This is a genomic window from Gammaproteobacteria bacterium (genome assembly GCA_013001575.1).
Lineage (GTDB): Bacteria > Pseudomonadota > Gammaproteobacteria > Steroidobacterales > JABDMI01 > JABDMI01.
Genome location: JABDMI010000073.1, coordinates 1 through 17,392 on the forward strand (window position 1 = coordinate 1; position 17,392 = coordinate 17,392).

At 48.7% G+C, this 17,392-nt stretch carries 13 protein-coding genes and 1 tRNA gene; all 14 read left to right on the forward strand.

All coding sequences use genetic code 11. From position 1 onward, the window contains the following. Positions 1-854 (forward strand): elongation factor Tu (locus HKN88_06635; protein ID NNC97734.1); only part of this gene is annotated, 854 nt, incomplete at its 5' end. 200 nt (positions 855-1,054) lie between these two features. Continuing rightward, positions 1,055-1,130 (forward strand) — tRNA-Trp (locus HKN88_06640). Positions 1,131-1,179: 49 nt separating this feature from the next. Next, positions 1,180-1,557, forward strand: a complete 378-nt coding sequence (gene secE / locus HKN88_06645; protein NNC97735.1) for a preprotein translocase subunit SecE — start codon at positions 1,180-1,182, stop codon at positions 1,555-1,557. 36 nt (positions 1,558-1,593) lie between these two features. After that, complete coding sequence (gene nusG / locus HKN88_06650; protein NNC97736.1) at positions 1,594-2,127, forward strand: transcription termination/antitermination protein NusG; 534 nt, start codon at positions 1,594-1,596, stop codon at positions 2,125-2,127. A 148-nt stretch (positions 2,128-2,275) separates the two neighbouring features. After that, positions 2,276-2,704: a 50S ribosomal protein L11 gene (gene rplK, locus HKN88_06655; protein NNC97737.1), complete on the forward strand. Its 429-nt coding sequence runs from the start codon at positions 2,276-2,278 to the stop codon at positions 2,702-2,704. A 4-nt stretch (positions 2,705-2,708) separates the two neighbouring features. Then, entirely contained in the window at positions 2,709-3,410 is a 702-nt protein-coding gene (gene rplA / locus HKN88_06660) for a 50S ribosomal protein L1 (GenBank protein NNC97738.1), read from the forward strand. 335 nt (positions 3,411-3,745) lie between these two features. Further along, positions 3,746-4,273, forward strand: a complete 528-nt coding sequence (rplJ, locus tag HKN88_06665) for a 50S ribosomal protein L10 (protein ID NNC97739.1) — start codon at positions 3,746-3,748, stop codon at positions 4,271-4,273. Between the two features lie 172 nt (positions 4,274-4,445). Beyond that, entirely contained in the window at positions 4,446-4,826 is a 381-nt protein-coding gene (gene rplL, locus HKN88_06670; protein ID NNC97740.1) for a 50S ribosomal protein L7/L12, read from the forward strand. A 187-nt stretch (positions 4,827-5,013) separates the two neighbouring features. Next, positions 5,014-9,087 carry a DNA-directed RNA polymerase subunit beta gene (gene rpoB, locus HKN88_06675; protein ID NNC97741.1) on the forward strand — a complete coding sequence of 1,358 codons (4,074 nt, stop codon included), beginning with the start codon at positions 5,014-5,016 and terminating at the stop codon, positions 9,085-9,087. Between the two features lie 87 nt (positions 9,088-9,174). Beyond that, positions 9,175-13,419 carry a DNA-directed RNA polymerase subunit beta' gene (rpoC, locus tag HKN88_06680; protein NNC97742.1) on the forward strand — a complete coding sequence of 1,415 codons (4,245 nt, stop codon included), beginning with the start codon at positions 9,175-9,177 and terminating at the stop codon, positions 13,417-13,419. Between the two features lie 304 nt (positions 13,420-13,723). Continuing rightward, positions 13,724-14,098, forward strand: coding sequence for a 30S ribosomal protein S12 (gene rpsL / locus HKN88_06685; GenBank protein ID NNC97743.1), 375 nt, complete (start codon positions 13,724-13,726; stop codon positions 14,096-14,098). A 53-nt stretch (positions 14,099-14,151) separates the two neighbouring features. Then, positions 14,152-14,631, forward strand: a complete 480-nt coding sequence (gene rpsG, locus HKN88_06690; protein NNC97744.1) for a 30S ribosomal protein S7 — start codon at positions 14,152-14,154, stop codon at positions 14,629-14,631. 165 nt (positions 14,632-14,796) lie between these two features. Further along, on the forward strand, positions 14,797-16,896 hold the full coding sequence (gene fusA / locus HKN88_06695) for an elongation factor G (GenBank protein ID NNC97745.1): 2,100 nt from the start codon (positions 14,797-14,799) through the stop codon (positions 16,894-16,896). Positions 16,897-16,947: 51 nt separating this feature from the next. After that, positions 16,948-17,392: GTP-binding protein (locus tag HKN88_06700; GenBank protein ID NNC97746.1), on the forward strand; the 445-nt coding region annotated here is incomplete at its 3' end.

Consider the following 17,392-nt stretch of genomic DNA (forward strand, 5'->3'; position numbering starts at 1 on the left):
TGCCACAAACGCGTGAGCACATTTTGTTGTCGCGTCAGGTTGGTGTTCCTTACATCGTGGTTTATCTGAACAAAGCCGACATGGTTGATGATGAAGAATTGCTGGAACTGGTTGAGATGGAAGTTCGAGATCTGTTGTCAGCGTACGAATTCCCGGGTGATGACACCCCGATCGTGACCGGTTCGGCCCTGAAAGCCATCGAAGGCGACCAAAGCGACATCGGCGTACCGAGTATTTACAAATTGGTTGAGGTATTGGATACCTACATCCCGTTGCCAGAGCGCGCCATCGACGGTGCTTTCCTGATGCCGGTAGAGGACGTGTTCTCTATCTCGGGTCGCGGCACGGTGGTTACCGGTCGTATTGAGCGCGGTATTGTGAAAGTTGGCGAAGAGATCGAGATCGTTGGTATTAAAGACACCGCCAAAACCACCTGTACCGGTGTTGAGATGTTCCGTAAGCTGCTCGACGAAGGTCAGGCCGGCGACAACGTGGGCGTATTGCTGCGTGGTACCAAGCGTGAAGAAGTTGAGCGTGGTCAAGTACTGGCGAAGCCGGGTTCGATCACTCCGCACACCAAGTTCGAAGCCGAGACCTATATTTTGAGTAAAGACGAGGGTGGTCGTCACACACCATTCTTTAAAGGCTATCGTCCACAGTTCTACTTCCGTACCACGGACGTGACGGGTGAAGTGATCCTGCCGGAAGGCGTTGAGATGGTCATGCCTGGTGACAACATTAAAATGAATGTTGAGCTGATCGCCCCGATCGCGATGGAAGACGGTTTGCGTTTTGCGATTCGTGAAGGTGGTCGTACCGTTGGCGCTGGTGTAGTAGCCAAGATCATCGCGTGATAGCAATATAGCTTAGCGAAAATCACAACAAAAATATTCTGAACTTGTATCAGGATATGTGAAAAAACCCTGCGGCGGACACTGTTTTACAGCGTCCGCCGTCACAGCTTAAGAGAATAGAAAACATTTTTTCGGCTGATAGTAGAAAATTTTTAGAAATATTTTGATCGCGGCGGTCAACAAGAGTTTGAAAAAACTTTAGGCCAGTAGCTCAATTGGCAGAGCGACGGTCTCCAAAACCGTAGGTTGGGGGTTCGATTCCCTCCTGGCCTGCCAAGATTGAATTATTAATGGATCAATGATCCGGACACAACAAGGTATTTAAATGGCAACAGTCACTGATAACGCAACCAGCGCATCCAGCAAGATCCTGATCGCCCTGGCGCTTTTGCTTTTGCTCGCAGGTGTGTTCGGGTATTACTACTTTATTGAACAGTCCAGTTTATACGCTGTGGGCTCGGTTTTTGCCGGCGCCATTTTGGGGGCACTGGTTTTTTTCCAGTCTTCAAAAGGTAAGCAATTGTGGTCGTTTGGTCGTATTTCGTTCCGCGAAATGAAAAAGGTGGTTTGGCCTACACCGAATGAAGCTTTTCAGACCAGCTTGATCGTTATTGCATTTTGTTTATTGATGGGTGGTTTTTTCTGGTTTGTTGATTGGTTAATGCTGTTGTTCATCAACGGTATTGGCGAATTGGGCAAATAAACTCGAATCAATAATAAGATTTACGGAGAACGTGTAATGGCAATGCGCTGGTATGTAGTCCATGCTTATTCGAACTATGAGCATAAAGTTAAGCAGTCCTTGACTGAGCGAATTGCTTTTCATGGCCTGCAAGACAAGTTTGGCGAGATCATGGTTCCAACCGAAGAAGTGGTTGAGATGCGTGAAGGTAAAAAGCGTCGTAGTGACCGGAAATTTTTTCCAGGTTACGTACTGGTACAAATGGAAATGGATGAAGAGTCCTGGCATTTGGTCAAATCAGTACCCAAGGTTCTGGGATTTATTGGTGGTACCAGCGATAAGCCGGCACCAATTACCGAAAAAGAAGCAATGACGATCCTGAACCGGGTTGAAGACAGTGTTAACAAGCCAAAGCCCAAGTTTTTGTACGAAGTGGGTCAGGCGGTGCGTGTACTGGATGGTCCATTCAAGGATTTCAGTGGCGCGGTAGAAGAAGTGAATTACGACAAAAACCGTGTCAGGGTTGCAGTACAGATCCTGGGACGTTCCACGCCGGTAGAACTGGAATTCAGCCAGGTGGAAAAAGCCTGATCAAAGCCAGCTTTGGCCGGGACATGTTAGGTAAGTTTTAGAAACAACAATTTTTAATCCTGTGAATCTAAGCCAGATTCTTCAGGAGAATTAAACCAAGTTCGGGGAGCTCTTAAAACCAGCGCCTGCACCCGAAGGAGAAAGTAAAATGGCAAAAAAGATCATGAGCTACATCAAGCTCCAGGTCAAAGCCGGACAGGCAAATCCTAGTCCTCCGGTTGGACCAGCGCTAGGTCAACACGGCGTGAACATCATGGAATTCTGTAAAGCGTTTAACGCGAAAACCCAGAGCGTGGAAGCAGGTCTTCCAATTCCGGTGGTTATCACGGTTTTTTCTGACCGCAGCTTTACCTTTATAACCAAAACCCCGCCAGCGTCTATTCTTTTGAAAAAAGCCGCCGGTATCAAGAGTGGTTCTGGCACGCCGAACACCAATAAGGTCGGCAAAGTCACCCGCGCCCAGTTGGAAGAGATTGCTACCACGAAAATGGAAGATCTCAATGCCAACGATATGGATGCGGCCGTAAACATTATTGCTGGTAGTGCGCGTAGCATGGGCCTGGAAGTAGAGGGTTAAGGTCATGGCAAAATTAAGCAAACGTAAAAAGTTATTCGCTGAGAAAGTTGATCCAACCAAGTTCTATCCGATCGAGGAAGCTTTCTCATTAGTTAAAGAACTGGCCATTTCCAAGTTTCCGGAATCTGTTGATGTCGCGATCAATCTGGGCGTAGACCCCAGAAAATCCGACCAGGCCGTACGTAGTTCCACTGTGTTGCCGAATGGCACCGGTAAAACCGTACGCGTAGCCGTGTTCACCCAGGGCGAGAATGCCGAAAAGGCGAAAGCTGCCGGTGCCGACGTTGTTGGTATGGATGATCTGGCCGAACAGATCAAAGGTGGCGATCTCAATTTTGACGTGGTCATTGCCAGCCCTGATGCGATGCGTGTTGTGGGCCGACTGGGTACCGTGCTTGGTCCTCGTGGATTAATGCCTAACCCGAAAGTTGGTACGGTAACGCCCGATGTTGAAACAGCAGTGAAAAATGCCAAGGCCGGACAAGTACGTTATCGTACCGACAAGGCCGGAATTATTCATTGCGGCATTGGCAAATCAGATTTTGAGCCGGCCAAATTAACTGAAAACCTGCAAGCCTTGATGGCAGATCTGCAAAAGATCAAACCGGCATCAGCTAAAGGTATTTATTTCAAAAAAGTCACAGTATCTTCGACCATGGGTCCGGGTATTTCTGTGGATCAGACTTCTTTCAAGGTAGTCAGATAAAGATTTAAAAATTCATCACCCGCCTGAGAAAAATTGGCGGGTGACGAGATGGAACTGTTGTTGCTGTATTACTCATGCAGTAGTAACCAGGGAAGAACAGATGCCAGGTAACTGGTTATCGTCCAAGACCGTAGGTGTGAGGATCCAAAAGATCCGAGCTTAATGAGTTTAGAAATAAATTTTGCCTGCGCAGACGGTGTAATCCGAGTCAGAAAGAATTCATTCCTTCTGTTGCGGTCACCGTTAGGTGGAAAGTCGGCTTGACGGAAGCAGGTAGTCCGAAAAATTGATTTTCTTTAATTTAATTGTCGTTAGACCGACAACAGGAGAAGACTATGGCACTAAATCTAGCTGCAAAACAAGCAGTTGTTGCCGAAGTGAACGAAGTCGCTGCAAATGCTTTTTCAGCCGTTGCTGCCGAGTATCGGGGTCTTAGCGTTGAAGATATGACCACCTTGCGCCGTGCGGCGCTTAAGGATGGCGTGTATCTGCGTGTCGTTAAGAACACTTTGGCCAGACGTGCCATTCAGGGAACTGATTTTGAATGTATGGCTGATGAACTCAGCGGTCCTTTAGTCCTGGCATTTTCGCAAGAAGATCCGGGTGCTGCAGGTCGTGTGATCAAGGAATTCAGTAAAGACAACGATACGCTGGTGGTAAGGCTTGTTTCAATTGGCGGTGAAGTATTGCCGGCAAGTGAACTCGAGCGACTGGCTGCATTGCCTAACCGTGAGCAAGCCCTTGGCATGCTGCTTGGTGTTATGCAGGCTCCGATCAGTAAATTCGTACGTACATTGGCAGAACCGACCGCAAAAATGGTTCGTACTTTTGCCGCAGTTCGAGATCAAAAAGAAGCAGCTTAAAAGGAGTTTGTTTAATCCTTTTGGCCGCCAACCTGAATTGGCAAACCGTTCCGGGTGAGTATACCTGGAACAAAATAGTGAAATAATTTTTTGATATTAACCGATGGCTAACATCTCGATGCAAACATACAACAGGCATCAGACTCGGAACCATCATTTTTAGGAGACTAGCATGGCAGTTTCAAAAGAAGATATTTTAGATACTATCTCAAACATGAGCGTAATGGAGGTCGTTGATCTGATCTCTGCAATGGAAGAAAAATTCGGCGTTTCAGCTGCAGCACCAGTTGCTGTTGCTGCTGGCCCGGCAGCTGGTGGCGAAGGCGCCGCAGCCGCCGAGCAAACCGAATTCGACGTGGTTATGACCAGCTTTGGCGGAAACAAGGTTTCTGTTATTAAAGCGGTTAGAACTATCACAGGCCTGGGCTTGAAAGAAGCCAAAGAAATGGTTGAAGGTGCTCCTGCAACTGTTAAAGAAGGCGCTTCCAAAGACGAAGCAGAAGACGTTAAGAAACAGCTTGAAGAAGCTGGCGCATCAGTCGAACTTAAATAAGTTCGTTCTGACGCAGTGTCTTTTGACATGTTTACCGGCCATCTCCGGATGGTCGGGACCCAACAATAGGCTGGTAGCGCAAGCTGCCGGCCTGCTGTTGTCTGAATTTCCTTAATTTGTGATCCCTCCGGTTTACAAATAACAAAATGTGCTGATTAAAAGCGGCACAAGTTAATAGGTGTTAGAGATGGCTTACTCGTTTACTGAGAAAAAACGTATCCGTAAAAACTTTGGGAAATTACCTAGTCCGCTGGGTGTTCCTTATTTGTTATCTATTCAGCTGGACTCGTTCCGCAAGTTCCTGCAACAAGGTGTAGCACCTGATGACCGTGAAAGTGTTGGTCTGCATGCAGCGTTCAATACCGTGTTCCCGATCATGGGCTACAACGGCAGTGCGGCACTCGAGTATGTGTCATACAAGCTTGGTAAACCGGAATTTGATGTCAAGGAATGTCAGGTTCGCGGATTAACTTATGCTGCACCATTGCGTGTGACCGTGCGTCTGATCATTTACGACAAAGACAGCAAGGTCAAAAAAGTAAAAGACGTGCGTGAGCAAGAAGTCTATCTTGGTGAAATGCCATTGATGACCGATAACGGTACCTTTGTGATCAATGGCACCGAGCGCGTTATTGTTTCTCAGTTACATCGTTCTCCTGGCGTGATCTTTGATCATGACCGGGGCAAAACCCATTCATCCGGCAAGGTTTTATTCTCATCTCGTGTGATTCCTTACCGTGGTTCGTGGCTGGATTTCGAGTTTGACCCGAAAGACTGTTTGTTCGTGCGTATCGATCGCCGTCGTAAACTTCCGGTCACTATCCTGCTGCGCTCTTTAGGGTTCAGTAACCAGGAGATCCTGGATCTGTTTTTTGATAAAAATATTTTTCACGTTATGGGCGAAGAGATCCAGCTTGAGCTGGTGCCTGAGCGTTTACGTGGAGAAACCGCGGCCTTCGATATTAAAGACGGCCGTAAAGTGCTGGTTGAAGAAGGGCGTCGTATCACAGCACGGCATATTCGCCAGATGCAAGAAGCCGGGGTTAACCGTTTAAGTGTGCCTTCAACTTACTTGCTGGATAAGATCCTTGCTGACGATGTAATCGACACTGAAACCGGTGAGTTACTGGCAGCTGCCAATGACGTAATCACCGAAGAGTTGCTCGAAGCTTTGATCAGTAACGGGGTTGATAAGCTATCAACCTTGTATGTAAATGATCTGGATCGTGGTTCGTTTATTTCCAATACCCTGCGTATCGACCCTAGTCAAACCCGTCTGGAAGCTCTGGTAGAGATCTACCGCATGATGCGTCCGGGTGAGCCGCCTACCAAAGATGCGGCCGAAACCCTGTTTGAGAATTTATTCTTTAACCCGGAGCGCTATGATCTTTCAGTGGTCGGTCGCATGAAGTTCAACCGTCGCCTGGGTCGTGAAGAGACCGAAGGCAGCATGGTTCTGAGTACCGATGACATCCTGGATGTGATCCGTACCCTGATCGATATTCGTAATGGTAACGGTACTGTAGATGACATCGATCATCTGGGTAACCGTCGTATCCGTTCGGTCGGTGAAATGACCGAAAACGTTTTCCGTGTTGGTCTGGTGCGGGTTGAGCGCGCGGTGAAAGAGCGTTTGAACCAGGCGGAATCTGAAGAATTGATGCCACAAGACATGATCAATGCCAAACCGGTGTCAGCTGCGGTTAAAGAGTTCTTCGGATCTTCCCAGCTTTCGCAATTCATGGATCAAAACAATCCACTCTCGGAAGTTACTCACAAACGTCGTGTTTCGGCTTTGGGGCCGGGTGGTCTAACGCGTGAACGTGCGGGTTTTGAAGTTCGTGACGTGCATCCAACACACTACGGGCGCGTATGCCCGATTGAAACTCCTGAGGGGCCAAACATTGGTTTGATTAACTCTCTGGCGGTGTATGCCTGCACTAATTCCTACGGATTCCTGGAAACACCCTACCGTAAAGTGATCAAAGGCCGGGTCACCGACGAGATCGAATATCTCTCGGCCATTGAAGAAAGCCAGTATGTGATCGCGCAGGCTAATGCCGTGCTCGACAACAAAGGAAAATTCAAAGATTCCCTGGTTTCATGTCGTAACCATAATGAATTTATGTTGTCTTCTCCTGAAGAAATTAATTTCATGGATGTTTCACCAAAGCAGATCGTTTCTGTGGCGGCGTCCTTGATCCCGTTCCTTGAGCACGATGATGCTAACCGTGCCTTGATGGGCTCGAACATGCAACGTCAGGCTGTGCCAACTTTGCGCGCTGAAAAGCCTTTGGTGGGCACCGGAATGGAGCGTGTAGTCGCTACCGACTCGGGTGTAACCGTGGTCGCACGGCGTGGCGGCGTGGTTGATTCAGTCGATGCCTCGCGTATTGTGGTGCGGGTAAATGACAATGAAACCACGGCCGGTGAATCGGGTGTGGATATTTACAACCTGACCAAATACACGCGTTCCAATCAAAATACCTGTATTAACCAAAAGCCACTCGTGCTCACCGGCGACAAAGTTGCCCGTGGTGACGTGATGGCAGACGGACCGTCAACGGACATGGGTGAATTGGCTCTGGGTCAAAACCTGCTGGTTGCTTTCATGCCGTGGAATGGTTACAACTTTGAGGATTCCATCCTGATCTCGGAGCGTGTGGTTAAAGAAGACCGCTTCACAACCATTCACATTGAAGAAATGACCTGTGTGGCGCGTGACACCAAACTGGGTTCGGAAGAGATCACAGCAGATATCCCGAATGTGGGTGAAGCCGCATTGGCTAACCTGGACCAGACCGGTATCGCCTTCATCGGCGCCAAAGTGGGCCCTGGCAATATTCTGGTTGGCAAGGTCACACCAAAAGGTGAAACCCAGCTAACCCCTGAAGAAAAACTACTGCGTGCGATCTTTGGTGAAAAAGCTTCCGATGTAAAAGATACTTCGCTGCGTGTACCGCCGGGTATGTCAGGTACCGTGATTGATGTACGCGTATTCACTCGCGATGGTGTTGAAAAAGACGAACGTGCTTTGGCCATTGAAGAAGACGAGTTAAAACGTATCCGCAAAGATCTTGGCGATCAACAACGTATTCTGGAAAATGATATTTACCAGCGTGTGGAAAAAATGTTGACCGGCAAAGTGGCTTTGGGCGGTCCAAACAAACTGAAAAAAGACAGCAAGATAACTAAAGCGTATCTTGAAGAGCTGGAGCGTGACGAGTGGTTCAAGATCCGCTTGAAGAATGATGATGCGAATGCCGAGCTTGAGCAGGTTGCCAAACGACTCAAGCAACAGCGTAAAGCCTTTACCGACAAGTTTGATGAGCAAAAACGCAAAATCACTGCTGGCGATGACCTCGCTCCGGGCGTGTTGAAAACTGTAAAAGTTTATCTCGCCGTTAAGCGCGTTATCCAGCCTGGTGACAAAATGGCCGGGCGTCACGGAAACAAGGGTGTTATTTCCAACATCGTGCCGGTCGAAGACATGCCTTATTCTGCTGACGGTACTCCTGTTGATATCGTGTTAAATCCCCTGGGTGTTCCCTCCCGAATGAACGTCGGACAAGTTCTTGAGACCCACTTGGGCTGGGCGGCAAAAGGCCTTGGGCACAAGATTGGCGGATTGCTGAAAGAGCAGGCCAAAATAGTTGAGGTGCGCAAGCTACTCGAAAAGATCTACAACAAGAGCGGCGGTCGTAAAGAAGAGCTGGATTCCATGAACGACAAAGAAGTCATGGAGCTGGCTAAAAACCTGGTTGGCGGTGTGCCGATCGCAACACCGGTATTTGACGGTGCAAGCGAGAAGGAGATCACCAACTTGCTCGAACTTGCGGATCTGCCGATCTCGGGTCAAACCCGTTTGATCGATGGTCGTACCGGCGAGGAGTTTGAGCGTGAAACCACAGTGGGTTATATGTACATGCTTAAACTCAATCACTTGGTGGATGACAAGATGCATGCCCGTTCAACCGGTCCTTACTCACTGGTAACGCAGCAGCCACTTGGCGGTAAAGCCCAATTTGGTGGCCAGCGTTTCGGAGAAATGGAGGTATGGGCGCTGGAAGCTTACGGCGCGGCGCATACTCTGCAAGAAATGCTCACGGTTAAATCCGATGACGTGTGGGGTCGTACCAAAATGTATAAGAACATTGTGGACGGCACCCATCAGATGCAGCCCGGCATGCCAGAATCCTTCAACGTATTGATCAAAGAGATCCGCTCTCTTGGGCTCAATGTCGAGTTGGATCAGGACTAGGCCTGGTACGGGAACTTTATTAGTAAAGAATTTTATTTCGCAAATCGCTCAACGATCTAATCAAGAGCAAAACAAACAGGTGTCAGCATGAAAGACTTGTTTCAGATTTTTAAACAACAAAAACCGACCGACGATTTTGATGCAATTCGAATCGGCCTGGCGTCTCCGGAAATGGTACGTTCATGGTCTTTTGGTGAAGTTAAAAAGCCGGAAACCATTAACTATCGTACCTTCAAACCGGAACGTGACGGCTTATTCTGTGCCAAAATTTTTGGTCCTGTCAAAGATCACGAATGTTTGTGCGGGAAATACAAACGTCTCAAGCATCGCGGTGTGATTTGTGAAAAGTGCGGGGTCGAAGTTACCCAGACTAAAGTACGTCGTGAACGCATGGGTCATATTGATCTGGCTTGTCCGGTCGCACATATCTGGTTCCTGAAATCTTTGCCATCGCGTATCGGCTTAATGCTCGATATGACCTTGCGTGAGATCGAGCGGGTCCTGTATTACGAAGCCTATGTGGTGATCGAGCCAGGCATGACGCCACTTGAGCGCGGCCAATTACTTACCGATGACCTGTATTTTGAAGCCCTGGAAGAATACGGTGACGATTTCACCGCGGTCATGGGTGCTGAAGCGGTATTTGAATTATTAAAATCCACCAACCTGGACCTCGAGATCGCCAAAGTACGTGAAGCGATCAATGACACCGGTTCGGTAACCAAGATCAAGCGTTTGTCCAAGCGCCTGAAATTGATTGAATCATTCAAGTCTTCTGGTAACAAGCCGGAATGGATGGTCATGACAGTATTGCCAGTTTTGCCACCGGACCTGCGTCCTTTGGTTCCACTGGAAGGCGGACGTTTTGCGACCTCTGACCTCAATGACCTGTATCGTCGCGTCATTAACCGTAACAACCGTTTGCGTCGCCTGCTCGAATTGAGCGCGCCAGACATTATTGTGCGTAACGAAAAACGCATGTTGCAAGAATCGGTTGATGCTTTACTGGATAACGGTCGTCGTGGCCGTGCTATCACCGGCACCAACAAACGCCAGCTTAAATCTTTGGCCGATATGATCAAAGGTAAGCAAGGTCGTTTCCGTCAAAACCTGTTGGGTAAACGTGTCGATTACTCCGGTCGTTCAGTGATCGTGTGTGGTCCGACCCTGCGTTTGCATCAGTGTGGTCTGCCCAAGAAAATGGCTATGGAATTATTCAAGCCTTTCGTCTTAAGTAAATTGATCGCTCGCGGTGAAGCGGCAACCATCAAAGCGGCCAAGCGACTAGTTGAACGCGAAGGTGGCGAAGTCTGGGACATCCTGGAAGGCGTGATTCGCGAACATCCGGTGATGTTGAACCGTGCGCCTACCTTGCACCGTTTGGGTATTCAGGCCTTTGAGCCAGTCCTGATCGAAGGTAAAGCAATCCAGTTACATCCTTTGGTGTGTACGGCCTTTAACGCCGACTTCGACGGTGACCAAATGGCGGTACATGTACCATTGTCACTGGAAGCCCAGGTTGAGGCGCGTGCCTTGATGATGAGCTCAAACAACATTCTTTCACCGGCCAATGGTGAGCCCATCATTGTGCCTTCGCAAGACGTGGTCTTGGGTCTGTATTACATGACCCGTGAAATGATCAATGTCAAAGGCGAGGGAATGGTGTTTGCCAATATCTCTGAAGTGCATCGTGCCTATGAGAACCGTCAGGTTGATCTGCACGCCAAGATCCAGGTGCGTTTAAATGATAAAACTCTGGATGAAGACGGCAATATGACCATCGAAACTAAACGTTTCGACACCACGGTCGGGCGTACTTTGTTATCCGAGATCCTTCCGGAAGGTTTGCCGTTTGAGCATGTCAACAAAGACATGACCAAGCGTGCGATCTCGGCTGCGATCAATGCCTGCTATCGTAATGTTGGCTTGAAGCAGACCGTCGTATTTGCTGACCAGCTCATGTATACCGGTTTCAGCTATGCAACCCGTTCGGGCACCTCGATCGGTGTTCAGGATATGGTTATCCCGGAAGACAAGAACGAGATTCTGGATTCTGCTGAAGCTGAAGTTACCGACATCCAAAACCAGTACTCTTCGGGTCTGGTTACCGCTGGCGAACGGTATAACAAAGTTGTCGATATCTGGTCGCGTACCAATGACCAGGTTGCCAAGGCTATGATGGACAAACTCGGTAATGATGATGTTGAAACAGCCGATGGCGAGATTGTTCGCCAGCCTTCTTTCAATTCAATTTATATGATGGCCGATTCCGGTGCGCGTGGTTCTGCGGCACAGATCAGACAGTTGGCCGGAATGCGTGGCCTGATGGCCAAACCGGATGGCTCAATCATTGAAACGCCGATCACGGCTAATTTCCGTGAAGGACTTAACGTATTGCAATACTTCATCTCCACTCACGGTGCGCGTAAAGGTCTGGCCGATACAGCGTTGAAAACCGCTAACTCCGGTTACCTCACCCGTCGTTTGGTTGATGTTGCTCAAGACATGGTGGTAACCATAGAAGATTGTGGCACCGAACGCGGTCTGTTGATGACACCACTGGTTGAAGGCGGAGACGTGGTTGAACCATTGCGCGAAAGAGTACTCGGTCGTGTTTTGGCAAATGACGTGCATGAATCCGATGAAAACAGCCCGGTACTGATTGAGAAAGATACCTTGCTGGATGAGAAACTGGTGTTAATGCTTGAAGAGAAAAGCATAGATCAGGTTTGGGTGCGTTCCCCTATCGCTTGTGAATCGCGTTACGGAATTTGTAGTTTCTGTTACGGTCGTGATCTTGCGCGAGGCCATCTGGTCAGTAAAGGTGAAGCGGTTGGAGTTATCGCGGCCCAGTCAATTGGTGAGCCGGGTACCCAGTTAACCATGCGTACTTTCCATATTGGTGGTGCGGCATCCAGAGCTGCAGCCATTAGTAGCGTTGAAGTGAAAAACACCGGTACTGTGCGTTTACACAATATTAAAACCGTTAAACACAGCAAGGGCCATCTCGTGGCGGTCTCGCGTTCGGGCGAGATCGGGGTAATGAACGAGTCGGGTCGTGAACGTGAACGTTACAAGATTCCTTATGGTTCCATGATCTCGGTTGATGACGGTGATTCGGTTGTTGCAGGTCAGGTGATCGCCAACTGGGATCCACATACTCACCCGGTTATCACCGAAGTTGAAGGATTTATTAAATACGAAGACTTTGTCGATGGTGTCAGTGTGACCACACAAGTGGATGAGGTTACCGGTTTGAGTAACACGGTGATCACTGACCCAAGTCAACGTGGCGCAGCCGGTAAAGATCTGCGTCCAGTGGCAAAACTGGTCGACAAAAAAGGCGAGCAGGTTTTCTTTGCGAACACCGAGATCCCTGCGGTATACGCTTTGCCATCGGGTGCAACCATTAGTTTGCAAGACGGTGCCGAGATCAAGGTTGGTGACATGATCGCCAAGATCCCACAAGAGTCCAGTAAAACTCGTGATATCACAGGTGGTTTGCCACGCGTAGCCGATCTGTTCGAAGCGCGTAAGCCTAAAGAACCGGCGATCATGGCCGAGCACACCGGTACGGTGAGCTTTGGTAAAGAAACCAAAGGCAAGCGTCGTTTGGTTATTACCGATGATGAAGGTGAACGTTTTGAGACTTTGATCCCGAAATGGCGTCATATTCATATTTTTGAAGGTGAATCCGTTGAGAAGGGTGAGGTAATCGCCGATGGTGAACCTAATCCACACGACATCTTGCGTTTGCGCGGTGCCGAATCTCTGGCCGATTATCTGGTGCGTGAAATTCAGGACGTTTACCGCCTGCAAGGTGTGAAAATAAACGACAAGCACATCGAAGTTATTATTCGCCAGATGTTACGTAAGGTTGAAGTGCTCGACGCCGGTGATACCTTGTTGTTGCCAGGTGAGCAGATCGAAGAAGCCTTCGCAAATGAAGTGAATGAGCAAGTGCTTAAAGATGGCAAGCAAGCGGCTAAATTCCAAATGGTCCTGCTCGGCATCACCAAAGCATCCTTGGCAACAGAGTCGTTCATTTCTGCGGCCTCGTTCCAGGAAACCACCCGGGTTCTGACCGATGCAGCGGTGCGTGGATTGCGTGATGATCTGCGTGGCTTGAAAGAGAACGTGATTGTGGGTCGCTTGATCCCGGCCGGTACCGGACAAGCCTTCCATGAGGAGCGTCGCCGTAATCGTGTGACCATCGACCAACGACTGACTCTGGAGAATCTGTTGAGTGACACCAAAGGCCCCGAGCCGGAAGTGGTAATTAGCGCAGAAGATGAAAGTCCAGCGGATGAAAGCACGGAGGCTGCCGAATAATACAGTCCGGTAGCCCTCTGCCAGGGTTTGTGCGACACAACAAAACTCCTGTTTTACGCTAAAAAGGCTACTGCCTGTGTAAAACAGGCAAAAATTTGAACCTGGAGATGGTCGATATTACTTGACACTCCGGGTTCAAGTTTTTAAAATTCCCGCTCTTTACTTGGCCAACTTGTAAATATCGGGGTCAAGAGTCGGATTCAATACATCGGGGTGCCGTTTGGTACCCCGATGTTTCTCTGCAAACAGAGAACCCGAAAAAGACATTTTTAAACAACAATTTGATGATAAAAACGAGCTAATTATGGCAACAGTTAATCAGTTAGTACGCAAGCCAAGGCGTTCGAAGAGTGAAAAAAGTAACGTTCCGGCTTTGCAGGCTTCTCCTCAAAAACGTGGAGTGTGCACACGTGTGTACACCACAACGCCTAAAAAGCCCAATTCGGCTATGCGTAAAGTTGCACGGGTGCGCTTGACCAACGGTTTTGAAGTAACCAGTTACATCGGTGGCGAAGGCCACAACTTGCAAGAGCATAGTGTGGTCTTGATCCGTGGCGGTCGTGTTAAGGATCTCCCGGGTGTGCGTTATCACACCATTCGCGGCTCACTGGATTGCGCCGGCGTTGCCGATCGTAAAGCAGGTCGTTCCAAATACGGTACCAAGCGTCCCAAGAAATAGACGCTTGGACATTTAACAGAATTTTTTAAAGATATTTAAATAGGTAGGGACTAATGTCCAGAAGAAACAGAGCTCCAAAACGCGAAATTTTGCCAGATCCAAAATTTCATAATGAAATGCTGGCCAAATTCATGAATATGATCATGGTCGACGGTAAAAAATCTGTCGCTGAGCGTATTATTTATGGTGCGATCTCGCGCATATCTGAAAAGAACAGTGTTGACGAAGAAGCCGCACTCGAAGCCTTGAGTGTCGGACTTGAGAACGTTAAACCACTGGTTGAGGTTAAGTCACGCCGTGTTGGTGGAGCTACTTACCAGGTACCGGTTGAAGTGCGTCCAGTGCGTCGTCAAACCCTGGCTATGCGTTGGGTTATTGATGCTTCGCGTAAACGTAGTGAAAAAACCATGGCCCACAGGCTGGCTCATGAATTGATGGACGCCGCTGAGAATCGTGGTAACGCCATCAAGAAGCGTGAAGACACGCACCGCATGGCGGAAGCAAATAAGGCGTTTTCGCACTATCGCTGGTAAATATTATTGCCCGATGCCTATGCTCGGGTAATTGATCGAAACGCAGAAATACAAACTAAATAATAAAACCCAAGCAAGCTTGGGTTTTATTTGTAACAGACATAAAGATTTTTTTATTGAACGCTCCTTGATTTGAATTCAAGAGCAACCTGAAGGGGAAAGACCGTGGCACGTACCACTCCAATCGAAAGATATCGCAATATTGGCATCATGGCTCACATTGATGCGGGTAAGACCACTACGACAGAGCGAATTCTGTACTACACAGGTATTTCACATAAAATTGGTGAAGTGCATGACGGTGCAGCGACTATGGACTGGATGGCGCAAGAGCAGGAGCGTGGTATTACTATTACCTCGGCGGCGACCACCACGTTCTGGAGCGGCATGGAAAACCAGTTCCCGCAACACCGTATTAATATTATTGACACCCCGGGACACGTTGACTTCACGATTGAAGTAGAGCGTTCTTTGCGCGTACTTGATGGCGCGGTGACACTGCTGGATGCCAACGCCGGTGTTGAGCCACAAACCGAAACGGTTTGGCGTCAGGCGAACAAATATGGCGTACCACGTATTGTCTTCATTAACAAAATGGACAAGATCGGTGCTGATTTTTACCGCTCCTACGACATGATCCGCGAGCGCCTGGGTGCAAACCCGGTGGCCATGCAATTGCCTATCGGCGCTGAAGATGATTTCAAAGGCGTGGTCGACCTGATCGCTATGGATGCCATCTACTGGGAAGAAGAGAACATGGGTATGAAGCACACCCGTGAAGAGATCCCGGCCGACCTCAAAGACAAAGCTGTTGAGTGGCGCGAGAAACTGGTAGAAGCCGCGGCTGAAGCCAACGAAGAGCTGATGGACAAGTATCTGGAAACTGGCGAACTGACCAATGACGAGATCTATACCGGCATGCGTCTGCAAACCATTGCGAATGAAGCGGTGCCTTGTTATTGCGGTACCGCGTTTAAGAATAAAGGTGTGCAAGCGGTGCTGGATGGAGTCCTGCACTTGCTGCCTGCGCCAACTGAAGTACCGGCGATCAAAGGTATTCTGGATGATGCGGATGAAACTGAATCCGAGCGTGTCAGTAGTGATGACGAGCCATTCTCGGCCCTGGCGTTTAAAATTGCCACCGATCCGTATGTTGGAACGCTGACCTTTTTCCGGGTCTATTCCGGTGTATTGAAATCAGGTGATTCGGTTTACAATCCGGTGCGCGGGCGAAAAGAGCGTATTGGTCGTTTATTGCAAATGCATTCGAATGATCGTGAAGAGATCTCGGAAGTACGTGCGGGTGACATTGCTGCAGCGGTTGGTCTTAAAGACGTAACCACGGGTGATACCTTGTGTGACCTTAAAGAAGTGATCACGCTGGAACGTATGGAGTTCCCCGAGCCGGTAATTGCGGTTGCGGTTGAGCCTAAAACCAAATCGGACCAGGAAAAAATGAGTATTGCCCTGGGTAAACTTGCACAAGAAGATCCATCTTTCCGGGTAACCACAGATGAAGAATCCGGTCAGACCATCATTGCCGGTATGGGTGAATTGCATTTGGATATTCTGGTTGATCGTATGAAGCGCGAATTCAATGTTGAAGCAGCGGTTGGTAAGCCACAAGTGGCGTATCGTGAAACCATTCGCAATGCGGTTGAACAAGAAGGCAAATTTGTTAAGCAGTCTGGTGGTCGTGGACAGTTCGGTCATGTTTGGCTGAAGATCGAGCCTCAGGTTCCAGGTGCCGGTTATGAGTTCATTAATGAAATTTCAGGTGGTGTGGTTCCTAAAGAATACATTCCTGCAGTAGATAAAGGGATCCAAGAGCAAATGCAAAATGGCGTGATCGCGGGCTATCCTGTGGTTGATGTCAAGGTAACTTTATACGATGGTTCTTACCATGATGTCGATTCCAACGAAATGGCATTCAAGATCGCCGGTTCTATGGGCTTCAAAGAAGGTGCACGCAAAGCCAGCCCGGCATTGCTAGAGCCGATCATGAAGGTCGAAGTGGTTACTCCGGAAGATTACATGGGTGATGTGATGGGCGATCTAAACCGTCGTCGTGGCCTGGTTCAGGGTATGGAAGATACTCCAACCGGTAAAACCATCCGTGCGGAAGTGCCATTAGCTGAAATGTTCGGCTATGCAACCGACCTGCGTTCTATGTCACAAGGTCGTGCCAGTTACTCAATGGAATTTGAAAAGTATAACGAAGCGCCAAACAACATCGCTGATGCAGTTATTAATAAAACCGCATAAGCATATTTAATTTTTAGATTTAACCAGTAATAATTTAAGAGGCAAGACACAATGTCTAAGGAAAAATTTGAACGTACGAAGCCCCATGTGAATGTGGGCACCATTGGCCACGTAGATCATGGCAAAACGACTTTAACGGCGGCACTGACGAAGTGTATGGCCGAGAAACACGGTGGTGAATTTCGTGCGTACGATCAGATTGATAACGCCCCGGAAGAACGCGCCCGTGGAATCACCATCGCCACGGCTCACGTTGAGTACGAAAGTGACGTGCGTCACTACGCACACGTTGATTGCCCTGGACACGCGGATTATGTGAAGAACATGATCACCGGTGCGGCGCAAATGGACGGCGCGATCCTGGTGGTTAACGCGGCGGACGGCCCAATGCCACAAACGCGTGAGCACATTTTGTTGTCGCGTCAGGTTGGTGTTCCTTACATCGTGGTTTATCTGAACAAAGCCGACATGGTTGATGATGAAGAATTGCTGGAAC